At 47.6% G+C, this 25,707-nt stretch carries 25 protein-coding genes and 1 tRNA gene; 10 read left to right on the top strand and 16 right to left on the bottom strand.

The window, feature by feature from the left end:
- Window positions 1-51: 51 nt before the first annotated feature.
- From A7981_RS02940 to A7981_RS02960, 5 genes are all read right to left on the bottom strand, one after another.
- The gene (locus A7981_RS02940; RefSeq protein WP_067266423.1) at window positions 52-987 is read right to left on the bottom strand and encodes a ribose-phosphate pyrophosphokinase; all 936 of its coding nucleotides are present in this window, start codon (window positions 985-987) and stop codon (window positions 52-54) included.
- Between the two features lie 91 nt (window positions 988-1,078).
- A tRNA-Gln gene (locus A7981_RS02945) sits at window positions 1,079-1,155 on the bottom strand.
- Between the two features lie 15 nt (window positions 1,156-1,170).
- Window positions 1,171-2,025 carry a 4-(cytidine 5'-diphospho)-2-C-methyl-D-erythritol kinase gene (gene ispE, locus A7981_RS02950; protein ID WP_067263782.1) on the bottom strand — a complete coding sequence of 285 codons (855 nt, stop codon included), beginning with the start codon at window positions 2,023-2,025 and terminating at the stop codon, window positions 1,171-1,173.
- Window positions 2,026-2,658 carry a lipoprotein insertase outer membrane protein LolB gene (gene lolB, locus A7981_RS02955; protein ID WP_067263785.1) on the bottom strand — a complete coding sequence of 211 codons (633 nt, stop codon included), beginning with the start codon at window positions 2,656-2,658 and terminating at the stop codon, window positions 2,026-2,028.
- Window positions 2,659-2,676: 18 nt separating this feature from the next.
- Window positions 2,677-4,368: a lipopolysaccharide assembly protein LapB gene (locus A7981_RS02960; protein ID WP_067263788.1), complete on the bottom strand. Its 1,692-nt coding sequence runs from the start codon at window positions 4,366-4,368 to the stop codon at window positions 2,677-2,679.
- A gap of 329 nt (window positions 4,369-4,697) precedes the next feature.
- Between A7981_RS02960 and A7981_RS02965 the strand changes: the two genes are divergently transcribed.
- The 6 genes from A7981_RS02965 (at window position 4,698) to A7981_RS02990 (ending at window position 10,436) form a co-directional block, all read left to right on the top strand.
- A complete protein-coding gene (locus tag A7981_RS02965) occupies window positions 4,698-5,645 on the top strand; it encodes an ABC transporter ATP-binding protein (RefSeq protein WP_067263795.1) in 948 nt (315 codons plus the stop codon).
- 61 nt (window positions 5,646-5,706) lie between these two features.
- On the top strand, window positions 5,707-6,453 hold the full coding sequence (locus tag A7981_RS02970) for an ABC transporter permease subunit (protein ID WP_067263798.1): 747 nt from the start codon (window positions 5,707-5,709) through the stop codon (window positions 6,451-6,453).
- A 16-nt stretch (window positions 6,454-6,469) separates the two neighbouring features.
- Complete coding sequence (locus A7981_RS02975) at window positions 6,470-7,846, top strand: GldG family protein (protein ID WP_067266426.1); 1,377 nt, start codon at window positions 6,470-6,472, stop codon at window positions 7,844-7,846.
- Entirely contained in the window at window positions 7,843-8,721 is an 879-nt protein-coding gene (locus tag A7981_RS02980; protein ID WP_067263802.1) for a DUF4340 domain-containing protein, read from the top strand. Before A7981_RS02975 ends, A7981_RS02980 begins: the two co-directional genes overlap by 4 nt.
- Window positions 8,722-8,727: 6 nt before the next feature.
- Window positions 8,728-9,540: a bifunctional DNA-formamidopyrimidine glycosylase/DNA-(apurinic or apyrimidinic site) lyase gene (gene mutM, locus A7981_RS02985; protein ID WP_067263807.1), complete on the top strand. Its 813-nt coding sequence runs from the start codon at window positions 8,728-8,730 to the stop codon at window positions 9,538-9,540.
- A gap of 77 nt (window positions 9,541-9,617) precedes the next feature.
- Window positions 9,618-10,436, top strand: coding sequence for an HDOD domain-containing protein (locus tag A7981_RS02990; protein ID WP_067263810.1), 819 nt, complete (start codon window positions 9,618-9,620; stop codon window positions 10,434-10,436).
- A 5-nt stretch (window positions 10,437-10,441) separates the two neighbouring features.
- Here A7981_RS02990 and ubiB read toward each other — a convergent pair whose 3' ends face one another.
- The 4 genes from ubiB to A7981_RS03010 are packed head-to-tail and all read right to left on the bottom strand — an operon-like array spanning window position 10,442 to window position 13,781.
- The gene (ubiB, locus tag A7981_RS02995; protein ID WP_067263813.1) at window positions 10,442-11,965 is read right to left on the bottom strand and encodes a ubiquinone biosynthesis regulatory protein kinase UbiB; all 1,524 of its coding nucleotides are present in this window, start codon (window positions 11,963-11,965) and stop codon (window positions 10,442-10,444) included.
- Window positions 11,966-11,973: 8 nt separating this feature from the next.
- Window positions 11,974-12,600 (bottom strand): SCP2 domain-containing protein, encoded by a 627-nt coding sequence (locus A7981_RS03000; protein WP_067263817.1) that lies wholly within the window; start codon window positions 12,598-12,600, stop codon window positions 11,974-11,976.
- 9 nt (window positions 12,601-12,609) lie between these two features.
- Window positions 12,610-13,350: a bifunctional demethylmenaquinone methyltransferase/2-methoxy-6-polyprenyl-1,4-benzoquinol methylase UbiE gene (gene ubiE / locus A7981_RS03005; protein ID WP_067263821.1), complete on the bottom strand. Its 741-nt coding sequence runs from the start codon at window positions 13,348-13,350 to the stop codon at window positions 12,610-12,612.
- A gap of 50 nt (window positions 13,351-13,400) precedes the next feature.
- Entirely contained in the window at window positions 13,401-13,781 is a 381-nt protein-coding gene (locus A7981_RS03010; protein WP_067263823.1) for a gamma-butyrobetaine hydroxylase-like domain-containing protein, read from the bottom strand.
- Between the two features lie 213 nt (window positions 13,782-13,994).
- Between A7981_RS03010 and A7981_RS03015 the strand changes: the two genes are divergently transcribed.
- Genes A7981_RS03015 through A7981_RS12330 form a run of 3 tightly spaced genes read left to right on the top strand, consistent with a single transcriptional unit; the run spans window position 13,995 to window position 16,310 of the window.
- Complete coding sequence (locus tag A7981_RS03015) at window positions 13,995-15,959, top strand: dynamin family protein (RefSeq protein WP_067263826.1); 1,965 nt, start codon at window positions 13,995-13,997, stop codon at window positions 15,957-15,959.
- Window positions 15,956-16,171: a cbb3-type cytochrome oxidase assembly protein CcoS gene (gene ccoS / locus A7981_RS03020; protein WP_067263830.1), complete on the top strand. Its 216-nt coding sequence runs from the start codon at window positions 15,956-15,958 to the stop codon at window positions 16,169-16,171. Before A7981_RS03015 ends, ccoS begins: the two co-directional genes overlap by 4 nt.
- 10 nt (window positions 16,172-16,181) lie before the next feature.
- A complete protein-coding gene (locus A7981_RS12330) occupies window positions 16,182-16,310 on the top strand; it encodes a hypothetical protein (protein WP_256365539.1) in 129 nt (42 codons plus the stop codon).
- A 116-nt stretch (window positions 16,311-16,426) separates the two neighbouring features.
- Here A7981_RS12330 and rpoH read toward each other — a convergent pair whose 3' ends face one another.
- From rpoH to A7981_RS03050, 6 genes are all read right to left on the bottom strand, one after another.
- Window positions 16,427-17,284 carry an RNA polymerase sigma factor RpoH gene (gene rpoH / locus A7981_RS03025; protein ID WP_082889190.1) on the bottom strand — a complete coding sequence of 286 codons (858 nt, stop codon included), beginning with the start codon at window positions 17,282-17,284 and terminating at the stop codon, window positions 16,427-16,429.
- A gap of 130 nt (window positions 17,285-17,414) precedes the next feature.
- Window positions 17,415-18,248: an oxidoreductase gene (locus tag A7981_RS03030; RefSeq protein WP_067263833.1), complete on the bottom strand. Its 834-nt coding sequence runs from the start codon at window positions 18,246-18,248 to the stop codon at window positions 17,415-17,417.
- A gap of 105 nt (window positions 18,249-18,353) precedes the next feature.
- Window positions 18,354-18,941 carry a TetR/AcrR family transcriptional regulator gene (locus A7981_RS03035; RefSeq protein ID WP_254258483.1) on the bottom strand — a complete coding sequence of 196 codons (588 nt, stop codon included), beginning with the start codon at window positions 18,939-18,941 and terminating at the stop codon, window positions 18,354-18,356.
- 206 nt (window positions 18,942-19,147) lie between these two features.
- A complete protein-coding gene (locus tag A7981_RS03040) occupies window positions 19,148-20,362 on the bottom strand; it encodes an MFS transporter (RefSeq protein WP_067263840.1) in 1,215 nt (404 codons plus the stop codon).
- Window positions 20,363-20,455: 93 nt separating this feature from the next.
- Window positions 20,456-21,988 carry a CoA-acylating methylmalonate-semialdehyde dehydrogenase gene (locus A7981_RS03045; RefSeq protein WP_254258484.1) on the bottom strand — a complete coding sequence of 511 codons (1,533 nt, stop codon included), beginning with the start codon at window positions 21,986-21,988 and terminating at the stop codon, window positions 20,456-20,458.
- On the bottom strand, window positions 21,985-23,499 hold the full coding sequence (locus A7981_RS03050) for an aminotransferase class III-fold pyridoxal phosphate-dependent enzyme (RefSeq protein WP_067263843.1): 1,515 nt from the start codon (window positions 23,497-23,499) through the stop codon (window positions 21,985-21,987). Before A7981_RS03050 ends, A7981_RS03045 begins: the two co-directional genes overlap by 4 nt.
- Before the next feature lie 158 nt (window positions 23,500-23,657).
- On the opposite strand from A7981_RS03050, the gene A7981_RS03055 reads away from it, so the two are divergent.
- Window positions 23,658-24,230: a cupin domain-containing protein gene (locus A7981_RS03055; RefSeq protein ID WP_254258485.1), complete on the top strand. Its 573-nt coding sequence runs from the start codon at window positions 23,658-23,660 to the stop codon at window positions 24,228-24,230.
- Between the two features lie 803 nt (window positions 24,231-25,033).
- On the opposite strand, the gene A7981_RS03060 is transcribed toward A7981_RS03055, so the two are convergent.
- Entirely contained in the window at window positions 25,034-25,534 is a 501-nt protein-coding gene (locus tag A7981_RS03060) for a winged helix-turn-helix transcriptional regulator (protein ID WP_067263846.1), read from the bottom strand.
- Between the last annotated feature and the right edge of the window lie 173 nt (window positions 25,535-25,707).

The following is a 25,707-nucleotide window of genomic DNA, read 5'->3' on the forward strand; positions in this document are numbered from 1 at the left end:
AACAGAATTTGAGCAATAGTTTTTAAGGCTACTGCTCTAATGCTTCACTACTTATTCCATGAACAATGAGCTGACAGAGTCTTCATTGCTGATACGACGGATCGTTTCAGCCAATAAGCCTGCTGCGCTCAATTGACGTATCTTTTTGCAATTCGCTGCGTCTTCACGCAACGGGATCGTATTCGTTACAACCAGTTCATCCAGTTGTGAATTCATGATCCTATCTACCGCAGAGCCCGATAATACAGGGTGTGTACAGTAGGAAACCACTTTTTCAGCGCCATGCTCTTTAAGGGCTGCGGCTGCTTCGCATAATGTATTTGCGGTATCGACCATGTCATCCATCAGCACACAGGTGCGGCCGGATACATCGCCGATGATATTCATTACCTTAGCCACGTTTGGCTTAGGGCGACGTTTATCGATGATCGCCAAATCTGAGTTCATCTGTTTTGCCACAGCGCGGGCACGTACCACACCGCCTACATCAGGCGATACGATGATCAGATTCTCGTAATTCTGTCTTGTTAAGTCCTCAAGCAGAATCGGTGTCGCATAAATATTATCTACAGGGATATCAAAGAAACCCTGAATCTGGTCTGAGTGTAAATCCATCGTCAAAAGACGGTTCACCCCGACACTGGTCAGCATATTGGCGACCACTTTTGCCGTGATCGCAACACGTGCTGAACGCGGACGCCTGTCTTGGCGTGAGTAGCCAAGGTAAGGAATCGCTGCCGTAATACGGCCTGCCGATGAGCGACGGAGTGCATCGACCATGACCATGACTTCCATCAGGTTGTCATTGGTCGGGTTGCAGGTGGATTGCAGTACGAAGACATCTTTGCCGCGTACGTTATCCAGCAACTCGATCATTACTTCACCGTCACTGAAACGATCAACCGTTGCAGCACCCAATTGTATGCCAAGGTGGCTGACGACTTCTTCAGCCAGCTTGCGATTGGCATTGCCAGTAAATACCATCATGCCGCCATTGGCCACAGTCGGGATTCCTTATAATCTAAAAAAATAAAAGCGTGTAAAAAGTTTACACGCTCTGTTTTGTCATACTAGAAACTGGCTGGGGAAGAAGGATTCGAACCTTCGCATGCCGGAATCAAAATCCGGTGCCTTAACCAGCTTGGCGACTCCCCAATTGATCTTTATTTCCTACTCGGCATAATTATACAACGGGTGAACCTCTAACCCTTGAGCAACACAAGAAAAAATTGCAGTTTCAGCGATTTTTTCCGGCACTTGCTTGTGTATATTTTCTGCTATCGCCTGATTCTCAACTTCTACAAACACAGAGGCGCCTGAACCACTCATTCGCGATCGTGTGAATTGGCTGAGCCATTCAAGACAGGAAGCGATAGCGGGGTAATGCTGGCAAACCACTGGTTCGAGATCGTTACGAACCATGACCTTCGAAAAGGCCGCTATTGTCGTGGGAATCGTGTTCCTTGTCAATTCCTTAGCGCTAAAAATTTGTGCGGTAGAGACATGGATATGTGGCGTAGTCACTACATACCACGCTGGATCCAAAGGGATCGCCTGCATTTTTTCACCAATGCCTTCAGCCCAGGCATTTTTTCCAAAAATGAAAAACGGGACGTCGGCACCTAGTTTGACGCCAATATCCATGAGCGTTTGCCGAGGCAGATTCAGTGCCCATAAGCGGTTGAGTGCCAGTAATACTGTTGCAGCATCAGAGCTGCCACCGCCAAGGCCGCCGCCGATGGGGATGCGTTTGACCAATGAGATATCAACGCCAAGGTCGCTGCCTGTGCGTACTTTTAACAAATGGGCTGCACGTAAGCATAAGTCTTGCGCCTCGCTGACGTTGGGTATTTCGCTGGTGCGGCTGATGATGCCATCTTCTCGTACCTTTAAATATACCGTGTCGTGTAGGTCGATCAATCGAAAAACGGTCTGTAGTAAATGGTAGCCATCTTCACGCTGTCCGACGATATGCAGAAACAGATTGACCTTGGCGGGTGCGGGAAAAGATTGAAAGCCTTCCATTTATGGATGACTTTCTGATAAAAGCCATCGTTCAACAATGATCTTGAGGTTAAGGTTTTGGCTGCGCAACGCGATCTTTTGCGGTAACTGATAACCGGATGTGCTTACATACTGACTGTATTCGATATCCCATCCATCCTGGCGCAGTTTCGTCAGCCTGCCTGCTTCATCCCACGCTGATTGCTCGATCTTGCTAGGTGATGGCCGACCTATTATCCAGTCAGGCAAACCTTGCATAGGCAAGCTCCAGCCTAGTATTTTCTGCGTCAGGGTTTCGGTGTCATCGGCATAATAAGTCTTGCCATCAGCAATCAATGTCACACCATTCGGGGTTTTATCTATCGTCGCTACCTGCGCGCCGAGAGGAGAAAAGATCGCGATATTGTCGTGAGTGGCTGAGTGTTTCCAGTTTGTGGCGCCAGAGAAACCTCGCCCATTGGCTTGTACGCCAATACGGGTTTGAAGGTCAAATGCGCTAATCGTAGCGATAGTTGCCAAATGCTGCGCATGTATTTCTGGCGTGCTGGCGGGTAGGGGTGTCGTATTCTGCGGCTTGATGCCAGCACACCCCGTGAGAATGAAGAGCACACCAACAAAAGTGGCGAGCAGAGGCTGGCGGGATGTCACTGGCATAAACTACTTAAAAGATTGTTACTGGAATTTTTTTGTTGTGTTGAGTAGCACTTCATTCTCTGGGTGTTCGCGCAGGGCGTCGTTCCAAGTTTTCTGTGCTTCTTCACGGTTGCCGCGTTGCCATAAGACCTCACCCAAGTGCGCTGCGATCTCAGGGTCTGTCTGCGCAACATAGGCTTGGCGCAAGTACGCTTCCGCCTTATCCAGTTTGCCCATCCGGTACTGCACCCAACCCATGCTATCTAGAATGTAATGATCGTTAGGGCTGAGTGAGAGTGCCTTCTCGATCAGCTGTTGCGCTTCATCCAGCTTGATGTTCCGATCAGCCAAGGTATAGCCGAGTGCATTGTATGCCTGAGCAAAATCCGGTTTTAGCTGAATAAGCTTACGGAGTTCTTTTTCTGTGACGTCGATACGCTCAATACGTTCTGCTGCCATGGCGTAGTCGTACACGATCTCAGGCGTATTCGGCAGGGTGGTGACTGCTCTATCAAGAAAATCATAAGCCTCTTGGTAGCGTTTTGCTTGGCTGAAGAGATTCGCTTGCGTTTGAATCACCAATGCCTGTTGCTCGCTATCCAGACCCTGCATTTCAGAAAGCTGCTTAACGGCAGCATCTACACCTTGAGTGCGCGCAATAATCGTAGACGCATTCAACTTGGCTTCAAGGTAGCGGTTACCCGGATTTACCTTGCTATACCAAGCAATGGCTTGCTCATCATGGTTCTGTTTTTCAGCGATTTGGCCCAGGTAAAGGTAGATTTGGTCAGGGTCTTTAAAGCCGCTATTCAATGCCTGCTGGAAGTATTTTTCAGCCTCTACATAATCGGAACCCTGAAATGAAAGCAGGCCGACCACTACCATGACTTCTGGATTGCTTTTTGATAGTTTGACCAGCTTTACAAACTCAGGCTTGGCTTCTGAGAAGCGTTTCTCGCTAATCATCATGCGTGCCATCGTCAAGCGAACTTCATTCGCCTCCTGATGTTTTTCGAGATAATTTTGGTAGAAGATGATCGCAGATTTAGGCGATTGCCCATACAAAATCTGCCCATGAATAATGGCAGCTACTTCCCAATCAGGGCGCAATTTCTCGGCAATCGCTAGTTCACTGAGTGCAAGGTCAATATTGCCTGTGCCCCAAGCGGCATTGGCGATTGTGAAATGTGCCTCGGGTAATTTAGGGTAGGGTTTAGCCAGTTCCTGCACTAGATCCAATACTGCTTTTTTATCCGGATAGCGTGCGAATAGGGTGTTTAGGTATAAGAAACCATTCGCGCGAGTGTCTTCTTTTTGTAATAACTTTTCGAGAAACGGCTTGGCTTCAGCGATTCTGCCCGTGCTAATCAGTACTTGGGTGTTCGCTTGTTGGGCTTCTACTGAGGCAGGGTCTAGCTCCGCCCACAAGGTCACTGCCTGCGCTGCTGTTTTGTTGATATTGCCAAAGGCGGCTGCTTTTGCGGCGCGCTCAGCTAAACGTGGGTCTTGGCTTGATTTTGCCAAGTCCAAAAATAGGTTGCTGGATAGAAAAAGATCGCCGCGCTGCCCCGCAATCTCGGCAATCAGGTATTTATAGATGAATTGGCTAGTAAGCTCGTTTTTTGGAGCTTCGGTCTTGGCTACGACAGATTCAGCAAAGGCCACTTGCGTGCTGGCAAAGGTTAACAATGCGCCTGCGATCGCAAGTTTTAAAGGCTGATAGATAGGCATGATTTAGATATTCTCGTTACTCAGGTTGGGTCTAGGGTTCTTGTCGCTAGCAAGTATTCATTCTACCGCGTATTTTTTGCTGCACGGCCTCTTTTGGTTAGTCCGTGACAGGCTCTGCAAGTTCATCCATAATGAAACTTGACTATATCTTTTTGAGATGAACTTTCCAAGAGAATTTCAGCCCAAAAGGGCTCAAGCCCAAAGAATTTAAGTTGATAGCCAGTAGGATTTAAATTCTGTTTAGCAGAATAAAACAATAAGACGCTTGACATAAGTCTGGCGTTTTTTTACTTTAGCAGCCCCTAACCAGAAATGTAACAAAATATATCATGACAACTATAACCGTTGAGGCGAGCGAACTTACCCGCATCTATGGCGGCCGCGAAGCGGTTAGTAATGTAAGTTTTACGCTGAGTAAGGGTGAGGTGCTGGGGTTTCTAGGCCCTAATGGTGCCGGTAAATCTACAACGATGAAGATGCTGACAGGCAATCTTGCACCTAGTAAAGGTCGCGTTAAGATTTGCGGCATCGATATCATCGAAAATCCCAAGGAAGCGAAAGCGCTGATCGGATACTTGCCAGAGCAGCCACCTTTATATCGTGAATTTACCGTCGACGAGTTCCTGACCATTGCCGCACGTTTGCATCGTGTTAATAACCAGCACATCAAGAAAGCCGTGCAGGTTGCCAAAGAGCGCTGCGGATTGACTGAAATGGGTAAGCGCCTGATCGAGAATCTCTCTAAAGGCTATCAGCAACGTGTAGGTATCGCACAGGCCATCATCCATAACCCCATGGTCGTGATTCTTGATGAACCCACAGTGGGTCTTGACCCTATCCAGATTCGTGATATCCGGGCATTGATCAAGGAGTTGGGTGGTGAGCATAGCGTGATTCTGTCTACCCATATCCTGCCCGAAGTCGAAATGGTCTGTGACCATGTGCAGATCATCCATAAGGGTCAATTGGTATTCAATGGCGCGATCGATGTGCTTAAACAGCAGCGCCATGGTAATAAGTTGCTGATTGGATTAAATAATCCACCAGAAAATGATGCCTTATTGAAAATCGCTGGTGTCACAGGGATTGATACGCTGCCAAGTGGCTTGATCAGTGTTCGCTATGCTGAAGGCCAATTGCCTGCCGAAGCGATTGTGCAGGCTGCGGTCAAGAGCGGATGGGGTCTGTATCAAATAAACCCTGACCAGACCAGCCTTGAAGAAGTATTCGTTCAGCTTACTTTCCAAGAACAAGGTTTACAAGAACAAGCCGCATAGTGCTTGAAAAGATTTTGCCTTGATTTTATTCAGGCATTTATAAAAATTAGAGGATGATTTCATGATAATCAATATCGCCAGAAAAGAGCTTAAAAGCCTCTTTTCATCCCCGATGGGATGGGTCGTACTGGCATTGCTTCAGTTCGTATTCGCTACTTTCTTTGTGATCGGTATCGATCAGTATTTCCAGACCATGTCAGGGGCGATGCGGCCAGAAGAAAGGCAGGGCGTCACAGAGTTCGTAGGCTATAGCGTGTTTGGTATTGCCTCTTTTATCATGCTGTTTGCTGTGCCATTGCTCTCTATGCGATTGATCAGTGAAGAGCGCCGTCAACAGACGCTGACTTTTTTAGTGAGTGCGCCGCTTACGCTGACTGAGATCGTACTGGGCAAGTTTTTCGGCTTGGTGACATTCCTGACCATTACGATATTGCTGATGGCGGCTATGGTTTCTTCGCTGAATCTTTGGGCAGATATCGATTTTGGTTTTATCTTCTCAAACGTGATCGGGCTATGGCTTCTGGTGGCAAGTTTCTCTGCGCTTGGGGTCTATGTCTCTAGTACGACGCAGCAGCCGGTTGTCGCTGGCATCATTACTTTCGTGGCGTTGTTCGCGTTATTGATTCTGGATCATTTCTTTGCGGGTGACCCAAGCAGCACCATGGCCTATCTGTCACTGATGCGCCATTTTGAGCCATTTTCACGTGGCGTACTGGATACCAAGGATTTCTTATATTTCCTGCTATTTATTACTACTTTCCTGACTTTAACGGTGCGCCGCTTAGATGCCGACCGTCTACGTGGCTAACCGGATTACCTTGATGATGAAAACCAACCGTAAACTACGCTTTCAGCTATTCATGCAAAACAGCATCTTTGTGCTGTTATTCCTATTATTCGTGTTTTTATTAGGCTTTTTGTCACACGAATATCATTACTCCCGTGATATCACGCAAGGGTCTCGCAATACGTTGACAGAAGGTAGTGTGAACGTATTGAAGCAGATGGATGGTCCCGTTAATATCACGGTGTATGTCTCGCAGGATGATCAATATCGTAAGACGATCAATGACTTTGTTGCGCGCTATCAGCGCGCCAAAACCGATGTGAAACTCAAATTCATCAACCCTGCTGAGGAGCCTAAATTGGCGCAAGAGGAGGGCATCCGCGCCGAAGGTGAGATGGTGGTTGAGTTCCAAAAACGTACTGAACATATGGTGCCGCCTTACATTGAGCAGGATATGACCAATCTGCTAGTGCGCTTATCTCGTAGCAACCAGCGCGCGGTGATGTACCTTGATGGCCATGGCGAACGTAACTTGATTGGCATCAAAAATCACGACCTCGGCGAATTCGGTAAACAACTTGAGAAAAAAGGCTTCAAGTTGGCTAATCCAGATTTGACTATCGCTCAAGGGGTACCGAGCAATGGCGCGATGCTCGTCATCGCAGCACCTCAAGTGGATGTCAGCGATATTGAGGTTAAAAAGATCAAGGATTATCTTGATTCCGGCGGTAACCTGCTGTGGTTGCTGGATGATGAGAATATGCATGGACTTCAGACTATCGCTGAATACATCGGCCTACAGATCACACCGGGTATGGTAATCGATCTTTCATCTACGCAATATGGGGCGGACTCCAAGATCGCCTTTGCCAGCCAGTATGGTGAGCATGCGATTACCAAGAACTTTATGCTGCGTACTTTGTTCCCTGAAGCACGCATGGTGAGTGCGCAAGGCTCTGAGGATAATGGCTGGAAGGTCAGCAACCTTGTCGAGGTTGCCCCCAATGGCTGGCTCGAAACGACCAAGATCGAAGCTGGTGACAAAGTCAAAGTCAGTTTTGATGATAAAAAAGACATACATGGCCCGATCAATATCGCGGTTGCGCTAGAGCGTAGTTATGGCAAGCGCGGTCAACGTATCGTTGTTGTTGGTAATGGTAATTTCCTATCCAATACGTTTATCGCCAATGGTGGAAACCTTGATCTTGGTGTGAATATGGTGAACTGGCTGGCGGGTGACGATAGCCTGATTACGATTCAACCTAAACCGTTGAAAGATGTGAATATCGCTATCCCAGCGGATAACTGGAATAAGTTCCTCGCGATACTGGTGTTCTTCGGCTACCGTATTATCTTGCCGCTAATCCTCTTATTCGCAGGTGTTTATATCTGGTGGAAGCGTCGTAAAGCATGAAGTCACGTTGGATAGTTAATCTTGTTCTTCTGTTGTTGATCGTGGGGATTGTTACTTTCCTGCATTTGCGCTCACAACCTGAAGCCGAAGGGCCGAAATCTTATTCCGTCAGTGCTTTGAAGTTATCGGACTTCACTAAGCTGACGATCGACGATCCGTCTAAAGCATCGCGGGTGTTCGAGAAAGTTGATGGCTATTGGTATATCGTTCAGCCTTATAAAGCACGGGCAGACCAGATGTCGATACAACGCATCCTGTCTCTTGTTGCGGCTACTACCTCAGAGAAGTTTCCTGCGGTTGGGCTTGATCGTTTCGGTTTAGATACGCCAAGACTGAAGATCAAGATGAATGACGAAGAGTTTCTGTTCGGCACGTTCAACCCTGTCTCCGGCGAACAATATATTGCCTATAAAGATACCGTTTACCTGCTATCGAATAGCTATTCTGATTATGCCGCTGTGCAGACAGAGGAGCTGATTGATAAGAACCTGCTCAAGCCTACAGAGAAGATTGCCGGGTTCGATCTTTCGCATCTGGAGCAGTGGGAGAAAACACGCTTGCAAGTTGATCTTACTGACGGCAAATGGACTATCTCGGTTGAAGGTGCCAAGCCAGACCAGAACGGAATGAACGAATGGCTGGATACCTACTGGACGCACATGGCCGTCAAGTCTGTCGAGCCATACACACCTAACCATCGTGCAAACTACCCATCATTTGAGGTTAAGCTGCAAGACGGTAGCAGGATTCATTTCGATAAGCTCGAAGAATCTCCTGAGCTCTTGCTGGGGCGTCCTGATGAAGGTATGTTGTACCATATTCAGTCAGATGTTGGTTTTAGCATGCTGAACCCGCCTCTCAATATTGCCAAATAAGCAGACATGCCTGAGTTACCAGAGGTAGAGACTACACGACGTGGCCTGCTGCCTCTGGTAGGTAAGAATGTCCGGCAAGTCACTATCCGCAATCCCTCCTTGCGCTGGCCTATCCCAGGTCATCTGCCTGAAACGCTCGTCAATCAGCAATTGGTCGAGCTTACCCGCAGGTCTAAATACATTTTAGCGAGATTCAGTAACGGCACATTGATATTGCACCTCGGCATGTCTGGCCGCATATGCCTGTTGGCCAAAGATGAAGCACCTGCAAAGCACGATCACTTTGATATCCATTTTAACGATGGCCAAGTGTTGAGGCTGCGTGATCCACGACGTTTTGGTGCTGTGTTATGGGCGAGCGATGACCCTAGCCAGCACGTGCTGCTGAAAGTGCTGGGCTTAGAGCCATTGGATGACGAGTTTGATGGTGCGTGGCTGTACCGTAATATCCGTACCAGAAAATCGCCCATCAAGAATGTCATTATGGATAGCCATCTGGTGGTAGGCGTCGGTAATATCTATGCGAGTGAGTCATTATTCAGGGCTGGCATTGATCCGCAAACCCCGGCGAATAAAGTCAGTCAAGCGCGCTGTGATAAGCTGGTTATCGAGATCAAGCAGACATTGCGTGATGCCCTTGCCGCTGGCGGTAGCAGTCTACGCGATTTTTTCGGTGCGGATGGCAACCCGGGATATTTTCAGCAGACTTATAATGTTTACGGGCGTACAGGTGAGCCTTGCCGCGTTTGTGAAACCAAGATTCAAACAGTCAGATTGGGGCAGCGATCCACATTTTACTGTGCCCGCTGCCAGCGCTGAGTATTAATACTGGTGCCATGGCAATTTGGCGTATGATTAACTTACAATATCAAGTGATGCCTCAAGGAACTTGTTAAATGACTGCAACACCAGAGTCTCTCGAAGATTGGGTAGCTTTTCTTAGCAAGGCGGAAATCCCCGTGCTCAAGCATACGTCCAGGGAAATGGCGCGTTTGCAGGCTGATCCTGATTCGGTGAGTGGCAGGGCGATCTCTTCTGTGGTGTTGCAAGACCCGATGATGGTGTTTCGCGTATTGCGTTATGCACAGACACATAAATCCGCCAGTCAGGTGCAAGATATCGTGCAGATTGAGCATGTCGCTATGATGATGGGCACTGACCGATTCTTTCGTGAGTTGCCCCCCACTCTGCTGGTTGAAGATATCTTGCGTACACAACTGATGGCGCTTACGCATCTTCTTAAGCTGATTCGTCGCGCGCATCGTGCATCCCAATATGCGCTTGATTGGTCTGCTTTGCTGTATGACTTGCATTCTGAAGAGGTTGGCGTGGCGAGTTTGTTGCATGATCTGGCTGAGATGTTGATGTGGTGCTATGCACCGCAAAAAATGCTAAAGATATATGACATGCAGCATGCAGATAAGACCTTAAGAAGTCAGTCAGTACAGCTTGAGGTGCTCGGGTTCAAATTGATGGATTTGCAACGGGATTTGGCTGAGTCTTGTCAGTTGTCACCATTGCTGCGTAAATTGATCCAAGAGGGTTCAGCCAAAGAGCAGCGCGTGAGAAATGTGACTTTAGCCGTGAATCTTGCGCGGCACTCAGCCAATGGGTGGGATGATGCCGCTTTGCCTGACGATTATCGCGATATATCCGAATTGCTGCGGGTCGATGTGAGCAGGGTAAAGCAGATCATTGGCGTACCCGCTGATTAAGCTATTTAAAAGTAACGTATCAATTCAAGTATCAGCAGGCCAAAAAGCGCGATCGCAATAATGCTTACTGCCCATGATTGGCGCTTGTACTGACGACGTATCAATTCAAGTTCGATTGCAATCAGTGCGTTATTATCACGTTGCAGATAGGCATCTAGCCTACGGGGAAGTTGCGGCAAGATAGAACCCCATAGTGGCGCTTCTGCCTTGATTTTTTCTACCACGCTTCGCCAGCCGACCTGTTCTGACATCCAGCGTTCCAGATAAGGCCGCGCTGTTTTCCATAAGTCCAGTTCAGGGTCTAGATCACGTCCCAGACCTTCAACATTCAATAATGTCTTTTGCAGCATGGCAAGCTGAGGTTGTATCTCGACGCCAAAACGGCGCGATGTTTGGAATAGCCGCAACAAGACTTTGCCAAAGGAGATTTCTTTAAGCGGTTTGTCGAAGATCGGTTCGCACACGGCGCGAATGGCGGTTTCAAATTCGTCTATCGGCGTATCTTTCGGCGCCCAGCCGGATTCGATATGCGCGCGCGCGACTTCGCGATAATCCCGGCGGAAGAATGCCAGAAAATTGCGCGCCAAATATTGCTTATCTACCTCGTTAAGCGCGCCCATGATGCCGAAATCGAGCGCTACATAGCGTCCGTCATCAGCCACTTGAATATTCCCGGGATGCATATCGGCATGAAAGAATCCATCACGAAACACTTGGGTAAAGAATATCTCTACGCCATCGCGCGCCAGTTTGGGAATATCCACGCCGATGCTGATCAAATGGCTCACATGGCTGATAGGCGTGCCATCCATACGCTCCATGACCATGACTTGTTCATGGCAAAAATCCCAATGCACTTCAGGCACCAGTAATAGCTTCTTATCAGCAAAATTCCGCCCTAACAGGCTGCAGTTTGCAGCTTCTAGCATCAGGTCTAGTTCACTATGGATATGTTTGGAGAATTCCGCGACAACTTCGCGCGGTTTAAGCCGTTTGCCATCCGCAGAAACTTTCTGGAAAAGCCACGCAGCAGTATCCAGTAACGCCAGATCTTTCTCAATCACGACGCTGATTCCCGGCCTTAACACTTTAACCGCGACGGGCGTGCCATCAGGCAGGTGCGCAAAATGCACCTGTGCCACAGATGCGCTTGCAACAGGCGTTACATCGAATTGCTGGAATACCTCATGTATCGGCCTGCCAAAGGATGATTCGATGATCAGCACTACGGATTCATAATCAAAAGGCGGTACACGGTCTTGCAGTTTTGCCAGCTCATCCGCGATATCAAGCGGGATCAAGTCGCGCCTTGTTGAGAGCATCTGGCCGAATTTAACAAAAATCGGGCCTAATGCCTCCAGCGCAAGCCTTAGTCGTTCGCCTCTTGGGGATGATTGTGTATTGCGCCAAAACAGCGCCGCACGAAATGGTTTTTGAAACGGCTTTAACCTTGTATAGCCAAGGATGAAGTCATCCAAACCGTAGCGTACAGTGATAGAGATGATCTTTAAAAGACGGAAGAAACGCATCAGTGCTCTTATTTTTCTTTTTCGGTAATCAGGCTAGGGGTCTCAAGGCCAGTGATCGCGGATAACCTATCTGTGATCTTTTCCAGACGCTTATCCATGCGCTCCATATCGTCACGCAGTGTATCGACTTCGTTATTGAATTTCTCCACATGACGTTTTTTTGCGATCAGTGGTTCTTCTTCCTGCCAATATTCTGCAAACATCTCAGCGATATTGATCGATTGCTTTTTAACTTCTGACGATGCCTTGCGTGCAAACTCACTGACTTGATGTGCGGGAATATCACCAATGACCTTGCTTAAGTCTTCTTCATAATCCCACGATATGTTCTGTAATACTTTGGCAAGTGCAGTGGCAAGCTCTGTATCACCCTGCAAATCTACCAGCGTCGTCGCTGTTTCATCTTTTGCCAACAAGCGTAATGCTATAGTTGGTGGAACAGTGATGGTTGCATCAACAGCGGCCGTCTCGCCCGCGATCGCTAGCCCACCATCCTCAAGTATCGTCAGCGTGGCACTGACAGGCGGTATCCTGAATAAGATGGATTTTCCGCCAAAATCGCGTAGTTCTTTTCTGGCCCAGCTATTTTGGCTGATCAAATGGTTTAATAATCGGGTAAGTATCGGTTTGAACATGATCGCGTATTAGATTTTCCAACCTTTGTGCAGGGCGACTACACCGGCTGCCAGATTGTAATAGTCAACTTTAGCCAACCCTGCATCCAGCATCATTTGCTTGAGTGTCTCCTGGTCAGGGTGCATGCGGATAGATTCAGCCAGATATTGATAGCTATCTGCATCCTTGGCAAAGAGCTTGCCCATGATTGGCAATAGTTTGAATGAATATATGTCGTAGAGTGGCGCCAATGGTTTCCATACTTGAGAGAACTCCAGCACCAGCAATCGCCCACCTACTTTTAAAACACGCTGCATCTCTGCCAGAGCGCGGTCTTTATGGGTCATGTTGCGGAGCCCAAAAGCCACGATCACGCAATCAAAGTATTGGTCAGGAAAGGGCAGTTTTTCTGCATCGCATTGCAGTGCTGGCACAGCAACGCCATCATCTATCAGCCGATCGCGGCCAACGGCAAGCATCGATGCGTTGATGTCTGTCAGGACAACTTCACCTGTCCCCCCGATCTTTTTCGCGAATAACCTTGAAAGGTCACCGCTGCCGCCTGCGACATCCAATACACGATCACCTTTTTTAACGCCGCTGACTTCAACAGCAAAGTGTTTCCATGTGCGATGCAGGCCTGCTGACATCACATCATTCATCAAATCGTATTTACGTGCGACGGAGTGGAATACTTCACCGACCTTGCGCGCCTTTTCGCTCTCGGCGACTGTCTTGAAGCCAAAATGGGTCTGTGCTTTATCTGACATCTAATAAAATCCTTATTCTTGCCAAGTTACTCAAGTCGCCAAGCGCTGATCTATTGGGGAATCTTGCGCTTGATACCTGCAGCGTCAAGTTTACCTATATATTCCAGCCACAGTGCTTCATAGTGCTTTGCCAACTCGTAAAGATAATCCCATGAGTACAACCCGGTATCGTGGCCATCTGAAAATCTAAGTTTGACAGCATATTGGCCTACAGGCTCTATGCCTACAATATTGACGTCTTCCTTGCCTATTTGCAGCACTTCCTGACCGTGTCCATGACCACGAACCTCAGCAGAAGGGGAATACACACGCAAGAATTCGCAGGACAACATGCAGGTCGTATTGTCATCGAACGATATCTCCAGCAAACGCGATTTTTGATGCAAGCGGATATCTGTGGGGCGTGGACTATCTGGATTAAGGCCGCTCATCTGCGATTAAGGCAATTATCAGCATGTAAAATATAGATGATAGCAGAATCGATATCTCTAGTATCTGTTACCTAGTTCACAGGTTTTGACGAGATTAAGACAAATGTGACAAATTTTGCGCATAAAACATGCTTTATACGTCTGATTCATTTGACTAATTCCGCTCCCATGCTAGAGTTACAGCCACTACTATAAAAGTAATCAGGGTTAATCATGGCTGAAAACAAGCTTGCGCAGCACTTTGCCGCCTACACAGAATGGCGAAAAGGGCTGGTTGATACTATCTGCGACTATCGCAGCTGGTTAAATGAGCAAGAGCTGAATGACTCGCAGATCGATCAACGTATCCAATATCTGCTGGAGCGTTTGCGTGAAGATAAACTGAATGTCGCTTTTGTCGCCGAATTCTCGCGCGGTAAGTCAGAACTGATCAACGCGATTTTCTTCGCAGGATATGGTCAGCGTTTACTTCCCTCGAGCGCAGGGCGCACCACGATGTGTCCTACCGAACTTCTGTATGACCCAAGCAAGCCAACCTCATTACAACTGCTGCCCATTGAAACACGGGCATCTGACGCAACGACTACTGAATATAAGCGCTACCCTGATGAGTGGCAGGTATTTGAGTTCGATGTAGACAACAGCGATAGCATGGTTGCTGCATTCAAGGAAGTTAGCCGCACTAAACGCGTCACCGTTGCTGAAGCCGAGCGCTATGGTCTTTATGACCCTAGCAGCGAAGATGATGCCATGAGCCTGAATAGTGATGGCAGTATTGATGTACCAGCATGGCGCTATGCTGTGATCAATTTCCCGCATCCATTGCTTGAGCAGGGTTTAGTGATTCTTGATACCCCAGGCTTGAATGCCATCGGTACCGAGCCAGAGTTGACGCTCAATATGTTGCCAAATGCGCATGCCGTTTTATTCATTCTGGCTGCCGATACTGGTGTGACTAAATCTGAGATTGACGTATGGCGCCAATATATCAGTGGCACGCGCTGGAAACAAAAAGGCCGCCTTGCTGTTCTTAACAAGATCGATGGCTTATGGGATGACCTAAAGAATGAAGCAGAGATCGAGCAGGAGATCACTAAGCAACTGAGCACTAGTGCAGAGTTGCTTGGCTTGAATAGTAACCAGATATTCCCTATTTCTGCGCAAAAAGGGTTGCTGGCTAAAGTCACTAAAGACGACGAACTGCTATTGAAGAGTCGTCTACCTGCGTTGGAAAAAGCGCTTTCGAGTGAGTTGATTCCATCTAAAAAAGATATCGTGCGTGATAATACGCAAAGTGAACTTGACGATCTGGTTAAGAATTCACAGATGATTCTTGAGTCTCGCTTACATGGCCTCACCGAGCAATTGGATGAGCTCAAAGGCCTGCGCGGTAAGAATGAAGATGTTGTCGAGCATATGATGAACAAGGTCAAGCTTGATAAGGAAAACTTTGAAAAAGGTCTACAGCGTTTTCAGGCCTTGCGAAGTGTGTTCTCGCAGCATGCCAACCATTTGTTTACCCTGCTCGGCATGGAAGCATTAAGATCACAAGTGACCGTCACGCGCGATAATATGATTGCGGCCAAGTTCACTAAGAGCATTCGTACCGCGATGGATGACTTCTTCACGGATATTAAATCCCGCCTACTAAAATCAGATGCGCAAATTGATGAAATCAAGCAAATGATGGACGCAATGTACGACAAGTTCTCCAAAGAACATGGTCTGCGTAAATCCGATGCGCCTACATTTTCTACATTAAGATACCAGAAAGAAATTGCAAAACTGGAGCGTGCATATAAAGAACAGTTTAATACGATGTTCAATATGATTGCCAATGAGAAAATGACATTAACTTCTAAATTCTTTGAGACTTTGGCTAGCCGTGTGATCCATGTTTATGAAGTGGCAAATCGCGATGTTGAAAATTGGCTGAAAGCTGTTATTTCCCCAATGGAATCGCAAGTGCGCGAGCATCAACTTCAACTGCGCCGTCGTCTTGAAAGTATCAAGCGCATCTATAAGGCAACTGACACCTTGGAAGACCGTATCACAGAGCTTGAGAATATCGAGAAGAGTATTCAGGCGCAGGCTTCAGATCTTAAGATACTTCGTCAGCATATGATGAATGCACTCGCTATCGAGTCGTCTGAGGAAGCCCAAGCGCAAGTGGCATGACATTAGCAACCCTGCTTTTCCTGCTTGGCATTACGCTAATTTTTGTGGGGATAGCAGCGGCAGGCATATTCTGGGCCATCAAAAATGGTCAATATGATGATCTTGAAGGCCCCGCCCAACGGATATTAATGGATGATGATGACCCGATGATTCCATTTAACCGCTTGAAGCAGAATGCCAATCAGCATAAAATAAACGAAAATTCAGATTAGGGTTGATGCAATGAAGCTCGATGTAAGCAAAGAAGAATTGAAATCGTGGTTTAGTTTTGCCAATGCGCCATTGAGTATTGTGGTCATACTCATCACATGGTCATGGCTAAGCTTTTTATCTGTCATCATCTTTGGTTGATTTGACTGATTCCCTAGCAAAAATATAAATAAAAAAGGCTGCATATGCAGCCTTTTTTATTTATACCTGATACTTAGTTTCGAGCCAGCAGAGCTTCTATAATGTGTCTGGTGAAATTAATATGCCTCGCTCAAAGCAGCTTTCATTTTTTGCATCGCCTTTTGCTCGATCTGGCGAATACGCTCAGCAGATACACCAAACTCTGCTGCAAGATCATGCAGTGTTGAGCTAGAGTCTTCCTGCAACCAGCGTGCTTGAACGATTCTTCTGCTACGTTCATCCAAACTGTTTAGTGCTGATGCCAAGCCGTCAGTCTGGATGTGGTCTGCTTGCTGTTCAGCCAGTTTTTCTGAAGGTTCAAGTTGCGGATCTTCCAAGTACGAGATTGGACTAAAAGCATCTTCATGCTCATCATCACTATTGCCTTCAAGCGATATCTCATGACCGCCCATGCGAGATTCCATCTCAAGCACTTCTTCAGGCTTCACTTTTAACTCGCGGGCAATATGCGCAACTTCTTCAGGTTTTAGGCTGCCAGTGCCAGATCGCATGCTACGCAAATTGAAGAACAGTTTGCGCTGCGCTTTGGTCGTTGCAACTTTGACTAAACGCCAATTGCGCACGATATATTCGTTAATTTCGGCCTTGATCCAATGCATCGCGAACGAAACCAAACGAACGCCACGATCTGGATCGAAGCGTTTGACGGCTTTCATTAAACCGATATTGCCCTCTTGAATCAGATCCGCCTGAGGCAAGCCGTATCCTGCGTAGCCACGCGCAATGCTCGCAACTAAGCGCAGATGCGAAACAATCAGTCCTTTAGCCGACTCAAGATCGTTGTCTTTTCTGAGTCGCGTAGCCAGATCATATTCCTCTTCGGCAGTCAGCACCGGGAATGCCTTAATCGTACGCATGTACTGATCTAAGCTATCCAGCGAAGAAATGGAAGGTAATGTTAAGGCGTTGCTCATAGTATGTATCTCACTCATGAAATAATTTTAGCACTCTATATGAGAGAGTGCTAGTGGCAAAAAGTTCACTTCACAATGGGAAGTGATGACCAATAATAGAAATAAGATTGAAGTTAAAACTGATGGTCTCTTATGGTTGGCTAGCTATTTTGGCCAGTGAGTCAAGTTTTAACTCTTTACGAATGCCGATATCAATTAATGCTGCAGGCGCAAACCTTCTCAGAAAACTCAAACGAGATGCTAATTTTCCTACAGCGTAACGCAACTTTGGATGCTTGGCATTGGCCGCTTTCAATACAACACTGGCGACGACTTTGGGATCATCGCCACCTGCCACAGCGATTTTAATTAATTTTGCGAGTGCTTTTCGCGCAATCGTGTATTCGTCTAATTTGGAATCTACTTCCTGGGTGTTGGCTTCAAACTGTGTGTTGGTATAGCCAGGCTCAACCACAGTAACACGGATGCCCCTTGTTCTCAGCTCATGATCTAGCGATTCTGAATAACCTTCTATCGCATGTTTTGTAGCTGCATACGTTGCCATGTAGGGTGCTGGTATTAACCCAAGGATGGAACCGATGTTAATAATTCGTCCTGCCCCCTGATTTCTCATGTAGGGCACAACAGCGCGTGTCATACGGATAATCCCAAAAAAATTGGTATCAAATAGCATCTTGGTTTGTTCAATTGAACTTTCTTCAGCCCCACCTGGCGCTATGCCGAAGCCCGCGTTGTTCACTACAAGATCAATCTGCCCTTCAATTTGGATTATTTTTTTTAAGGCTGATTCTATTGATGTCTCGCTGTTCACGTCTAGCGCAATCATCTTGTATGAACGTTGAGTGGCTTGCGCGCCCTTACGACTCGTTCCATAAACTTTATAACCAGAATTTGCTAGTAACTCTGCTACAGCTTCACCAATACCTGATGATGCGCCTGTCACTATTGCGATCTTACTTTTCATGTTGTATCTCCCATTTCATTAAAAATTAATAAAACTTGCCACGAATATATGATGGTCATCATATATTCGTCCAAAAAAAGCCAAAAAAGTTAACTAAGAAATTAATCATTCTTTGGCATCATAGTGCTTTAAAGTTGCTTCGCGGAAAGCATCGCTAAGTTCAGGGTCTTCTACCGCACGAGCTAACAATAATGTTCCTACCATAGCTGAGACCATGACAAGCGCGTCTTCACGTGCATTTGGTTGGTCTGACAGTTGACTTTCAATAAGCGCGATCATTTCCTTGATTCGGCGAGTAGAGGCTTTCCTCACTTCGGGCGCTTGGCGCGGCATTTCCGAACCTAGCGCTGCTAAAGAGCATCCTGTTTCTATGTTAGCTATATGCTCATATGATAAATAAGCATTCATCAAAGCCCGCAGTGCCTGATCTTGAGGTACTTCAGCGAATATTTTCTTCGCAATAGCAGTAGTTTCTTCCCCCGCCCGATTTGCAGCTTCCGCAAGCATGGCATCACGAGATGCAAAATGAGCGTAAAACCCTCCATGTGTGAGACCGGCTTCTTTCATTATATCGGCTACACCTGTTCCATCGTAACCACTTCTACGGATTGCCCGAGCCGCGGTTTCTACAATGCGCGTATGTGTAATTTCTTTACGATTGGAAGAGTTTAGTTTAACTATAGATTCATTCATGACGACCATCATATATGATGGTCGTCATAATCAGCAACTAAAATAAATTTTACTAATGATTTTTTTAAAACTATCTGATGTCTGCTTTGGATCGAATGTAAACATTCAATCAAAGAATCTAAAGTAATTCTATTTGAATAAACAGATTGTTACAGGGTAATTAAGAGCAAACTGAATTTCACTCTCAAAAGCCTGCGAGGCCTTCATTATTTATTCAGTGGATTGTTATCAGACGGTTGTTTTAGCAATACGACAATCAGTATCAGTGTTATCCCTAGCTGTTGCCACAGTAAGCTATTGCTGCTGGTATGGCTGATGATAAACCCTGCACACATCGGGCCGAGGGCTGACAATGTGGTGTAGATAATCGAAACTTGTCGCACACGATTGGTAATCGCGGTGCCGGAGCCATGCTTAGTGGCCCATACCATGCCTAAGGTGAGCAGGCCGCCGCCCATGCCACCTACCAGAAATGCCATGACAGCCAGTGCAGGCAAAGCGTGCCCTGCCGTGAGGGCTGCAATTACTGCGACCATGCCGAATGCTGCGCAGAGTTTTGCAGTGTAGAGCACGCCTTTGTGGTCGGATAACCAGCCGATTGGATACTGGCAAACCATTGCGCCGATGCCGAGTACAGTCAGTAGCCATGCGGTGTCTGTACTGGCTAGCCCCACGTCACTGACATATACCGGTAATAACGCGAGTAGGCTGCCTTCTATCCAGCCGCCCAGGCCGGCGATTAGTCCGCCGAAGCCCAGCCAGAATGCTAAACGTCGCCGAATGCATGTATTCATAGTTGGTTTGCTGGATTGGCTGATATCTATAGTGGATTTATCTGTCATTGGTTCATCTATAGCTGCCAGCGTCTTTGCAATGAATAATGGCAGAATGGCAAGCAAGCAGGCTGCGGCAGCCACCCAGAATGCACGGGGATTATTGACCCCCAGCGCGACAATAACCATTGGGCCTGCTACTGATGCCACCGCAATCAATGTCTCGTGGATGCCGATAATGCGGCCTCGCGCATCCGCTGGCGATAAGCGATAAAGCCAGGTTTCATTGGCAATCCAGCGTAAGCCCAAACCAAACCCCACGGCGGTTGCGGGGAGTACCCACCATTGAATATCCATGATTGGTATCAATACAAAACTGATGCCGCTGATCAGCAGGCCTAGAATAACGGTGTTGCGATAGCCTAGTGAGCGCGTGAGCTTACCTGCAACTAATAGACCGCCGAGCATGCCGAACCAGAATGCTGCGCTTGTCAGACCAATCAGCTCTGGTGTGGCGTGTCTGGTCTCTAGTGCAATAGGCAGCAGCGTTGTGCCAAGGCCAAACTGGCCGATTTGCGACAGGGTGGATACAGCGTTGAGCGCGACGATGCTGGTGGTGCGTTGTTGATTACTGAAGTTTTCTGGCATGTGATTTTGTGTTCTTAATGGCGGTATTGAATAAGCAAAAACCCTCAGGCCAGTATTGATTGGCCTGAGGGTTGCATTCTAACAGCTCACCATTTATTTCATGGTTGGCATGACGAATTCGGCACCTGCGCCTTTGCTGCCGGAGGGCCAGCGGGAAGTGGTGGTTTTCAGGCGAGTGTAAAACCGGATACCCTCAGTGCCGTAGATGTGGTGATCGCCAAACAGCGAACGCTTCCAGCCGCCAAAGCTGTGAAAAGCAATGGGCACGGGAATCGCTACATTCACGCCTACCATCCCCGCCTGAACGCGGCTGGTGAACTCGCGTGCTACTTCGCCATCGCGTGTGAAAATAGCAGTACCGTTGCCAAACTCATGGTCGTTGACCAGTTGCAGTGCCTCTTCAAAATTATCTGTGCGGACAATGGATAGTACCGGGCCGAAGATTTCTTCTTGGTAGATGCGCATGTCCTTGCTGACGTTATCGAACAGGCAGGGACCTAGGAAGAAGCCTTGGTCATGTCCGGCATGATTGTAGCCACGACCATCAATCACCAGTTCTGCGCCTTCGCTCACGCCGAGATCGACATACTCTTTTACTTTTGCGTAGTGCTGTGGCGTTACTAACGGCCCCATGTCGGCTTTCTCGTTCAAGCCTTGGTCAATGACGATGGTTTTTACTTTTTCCTGCAGTTTTGTAATGAGCTTATCGGCTGTATTGCCTACTGCCACTGCCACCGAAATTGCCATGCAGCGTTCGCCAGCAGAACCGTAACCTGCGCCTATCAGTGCGTCTGCTACTTGGTCGATATCGGCATCTGGCATCACGACTAAATGATTCTTCGCGCCACCGAGAGCCTGTACGCGTTTGCCATTTTTGGTGCCGGTGCTGTAGATGTATTCGGCAATCGGGGTAGAGCCGACAAAGCTGATGGCTTGTATGCGCTTGTCATTGAGCAACACATCCACGGCTTCTTTATCGCCATTTACTAGGTTGAAAACACCTTTTGGCAAGCCTGCTTCAGCCAGTAAATCCGCCAGCATCAGGCTAGCGCTTGGTGTCTTCTCGGAGGGTTTTAGTACAAATGTATTGCCTGTTGCCAGTGCCATAGGGATCATCCACAACGGCACCATGACAGGGAAGTTGAAAGGCGTAATGCCTGCGACCACCCCCAGCGGTTGATGCATGCTGTATGTGTCGATGCCGGTGCCGACCTGCTCGTTGTAGTCGCCTTTAAGCAAATGCGGCATACCACAGGCGAACTCGACCACTTCTATTCCGCGTGTGACTTCACCGCGCGCATCGCTGATGGTCTTACCATGCTCCAGCGAAATCGCTTTCGCCAGTTCGTTGGCATGTTCATCCAGTAGCGCCTTGAACTTGAACATAATGCGTGCGCGTTTGAGTGCAGGCGTGGTCGACCATGCAGGAAAAGCCGCTTGTGCAGCACTGATAGCGGTGTTGACCTCATCTACTGTGGCATAGCTTAGTTGTGCCTGTATTTTGCCCGTAGCCGGATTATAGATATCGCCATATCGCTTGCTGCTACCAGCGATATGTTCGCCATTGATGTAGTGGCCAATCACGCGGCTGCTTGCTTCTAGCTTGCTCATTTCAGGGTTGTTCATGCGGAATGCTCCATGGTGATTTGGCTAAAATTGGTGTCTTCAAGTGCTAGGTGTTCTATACCGGATTGCTGGTGCGCAGCCCTTGCTAATTGATTGTGCACAGCCCAATGCTGTTCATTTTTAAGGTATTGCGTATGGTCTAGTCCTGCTTCGCCAGCGGCGGTGACGAATTTAATCGCATCTGCAATCGTACTGAAAATGCGATCGATCTCATGCGGCTCGATCGTCAGTGGCGGCGATACGGCGATGATGTCGCCGGTGTAGCGTACGTGCACGCCCATCTCGTAGCATTTTAGGTAGGTAGCAAAGGCCATGGCGCCGGGTTTTCCGGTAATTGCCTCGAACTCAATGCCCGCGACTAACCCGATATTGCGGATGTCTTTCACCATCGGTAAGCCTCTCAGTGCGTGTGCTGCCGATTCAAGCCTGCTGCTTAATCCTGCTGCACGCTCTTCCAGTTTTTCTGTGGCAAAGATATCCAGCGTGGCAATCGCTGCTGCGCAGGCAATGGGGATAGCGCTGTAGGTATAACCATGCGGCAATTCAATCGCATTGGCAGCGGAGTTTTCCATGAAGGCGTCATAGATCTCGCGCTTCACGGCTACTGCACCCATAGGCACCACACCGTTGGTCAGGCCTTTGGCGCAGGTGATGATGTCGGGGATTACATCAAAATAATCCGCGCCGAACTTGGTACCTAGGCGGCCAAAGCCGGTGATCACTTCATCGAATATCAGCAATATGCCGTGCTTGGTGCAAATCTCGCGCAGGCGCTTCAGGTAGTTTTTAGGTGGCACGATCACACCGGCCGATCCCTGCATCGGTTCGACGATCAATGCGGCAATGGTGGATGGGTCATGCAATGTCATGATGCGCTGTTCGAACTCGTTGGCTAGCGCTATGCCACCATCTTCCGGCACGCCTTTGGTAAAGGCATTGTTTGCTATATCCAGCGGGTGGCGGATATGGTCAACGCCAGCCAGTGCGTTGCCAAAAGCCTTGCGGTTGCCCGCAATGCCGCCCACTGCAATGCCACCGAAATTCACGCCATGGTAACCGCGCTCACGGCCAATCAGCTTGTTGCGTAGCGGATTGCCGCATACGCGGTGGTAGGCCAGGGCGATTTTGAGTGCAGTCTCTACTGATTCAGAGCCGGAGTTTGTGAAAAATATTCTATCGAGTCCCGCAGGCATATATTGCGCCACGCGTTCCGCAGCTTCAAAAGCCAGCGGATGGCTAGTTTGGAAAGCGGGGGCGTAATCCAATGTAAGCAACTGCTTGCCAACTGCTGTGGCGATTTCCTCTCGCCCGTGCCCGGCAGGTACGCACCATAAACCTGCTGTGCCATCCAATATCTCGCGGTCATCCATCGTAGTGAAGTAATTGCCCTTGGCTGCCTTGAAAAGTCGCGGCATGGCCTTAAACTGGCGATTGGCAGTGAATGGCACCCAGTAGTGCGACATATTGGGCAGCTGTACCGTGGGTTGTATTGGCGAACCGGTTTGCGACATGGCAGAGTCCTTAAATGCTTTAAATGCAATATAAGCAATGAGTTTCCATGTGTTTAGTATGATGCGTCAAGACTGTAACTTTATAAAATTAAGTGATTGATTTTATTGATTACAAATTATGGAGTGTTATTGTATATTTAACACTTTAAACACTTGTCATGGGTAAAGGTGCTTTTATGGAAATGGATGTCGGTTTTCGTTTGCGCATGGTGCGATTGCGACATGAGCTATCGCAACGCACATTGGCAAAGCGTGCAGGTGTTGCTAATGCGACGATATCTCTTATTGAGTCCGGCAATACCAGCCCCTCAGTCAGCGCTCTGAAGCGTATATTGGCGGGCATTCCCATGACGTTGGGCGAATTCTTCTCGGATGAATTGCCGGGCATGAAAAGTGAAGTGTTTTATCGGGCTGAAGCACTCACCGAGATTAGTGGTGGTGAAGGTATTTCTTACCGCCAGATTGGCTCTGCCAAGGCTGGTCATGTGTTACAGATATTGCATGAAACCTATCAGATAGGTGCTGATACAGGCATGATTATGCTGCAACATGAAGGCGAAGAGGGTGCGGTGATATTGTCAGGCCAACTTGAAGTCACCGTAGGCGAGTCCACACGTGTATTAGGCGCTGGTGATGCTTATTATTTCAACAGTCGCGAACCGCACCGGTTTCGCAACGCGGGGAATCAGGTTTGTATTTTGGTAAGCTCGTGCAGCCCGCCGACGTTCTAACGAAGTAGAAATTTTCTCTAGATTATGCACTCGGCAAAGTTTGGAAATATTTCCGAGCTTGAGCAAAAGCTGAGGATGCGAATCTGCGCGCGATGAGCGCTTACTGTCGAGAGGCGCAAGTTTGACACTTACATTCTCCACATGGAGCGCATCTCCCGCAGGTACTGCGAATCGATACTCATGCTGCCATTTAAATGACTTTGGTTTACACATAGCAATTTTCTCTGGAAGAGCCCAGTCAACGATTGGTGGTTCATGCCACTCGTAATAACGTACTGGCTGATGAGTTAGTTGCTCGGCTCGAAGGCGTCTGCGCAAAGATAGAGATGAACGAATTCGGGATAAGAATCTCACCGGGTCAACGATTTCAATTGCTACATCGGCCTTGAATCGTTGACCGATATCTTTGGAAAGTTCGGTGCTCATACAGTAGACGAAAATTTCGTCTTCCTTAGCTGTGGACTCAAATCTATGAGGCAGAGAAATCGATTCTCCGCTATCAACTAGAGTGACTTTTAATCCATTAGACGGAAGATGAACAAGCGTACCCTCATGTTCATCAGAACGAACTTCGTTGTCTTCATAATCTCGGAAATAGGACAGAGATCGGAAAAGAACCTCCCCTTTCTCAACAAATGCACGAGCATTTTTCTCTGAAAAATAACGAATTAGTCTAGGCATGGGCACGTTAATTAAGCAATCGTCAAAAAATCGGATAGAAATTCACTGCAAAAAAACATAGAGGTTCAGGGTTATCAGGTCGTTTGGCATATTACATGGGGAATGCAACGCGCGCAGAGAGTTTACTCCGCTATATTCTCTGCAAGAGGCAATGCAAAGCCCTCTTTGACTTCTTCCATCACAATATAGCTTCTGGATTCCTGCGCACCTGGTAGTGTGAGCAAAATATCGCCAAGTAAAGTGCGGTAGTCCGTCATTTGTGTGATGCGTGCCTTGATCAGGTAATCAAAATCTCCTGAAACTAGATGGCATTCCAGCACGCTGGGTAGCTTCAGTATCTCTTGCTTGAACTTGTTGAAAATCGTGCCCGATTTAGTGGATAGCTTCAGCTCGACGAATACAAGCAGGGAAAGCCCAAGCGCATGCGGATCAAGTCGTGCGTGGTAGCCAAGAATCACACCTTCTTTTTCCAGGCGTTTGACCCTTTCGCCACAAGGTGTGACAGATAAGCCTACACGTTCAGCCAGTTCGGTAATCGGGATACGTGCATCTTGCTGTAATACAGATAATATTTTGTTATCGATACGATCAAGTTCACGAACTGCATGGGTGCGTATGCGCATGGCTCATCCTTAAATATTGCATCACTATCTCTTTTAGAGACTATAAAACAATAGATTGCTAAAAAACAGAAATAATCACTGCATATTGCATAAATTTAGTTGATTAAATCTATTTAATATTAATATTTAGTCAACTTTTGATGTTGTAAGAAAATAAACTGTAGTCATATTGC

This window comes from Methylovorus sp. MM2 (assembly GCF_001648895.1).
In the GTDB taxonomy this organism is placed as follows: domain Bacteria; phylum Pseudomonadota; class Gammaproteobacteria; order Burkholderiales; family Methylophilaceae; genus MM1.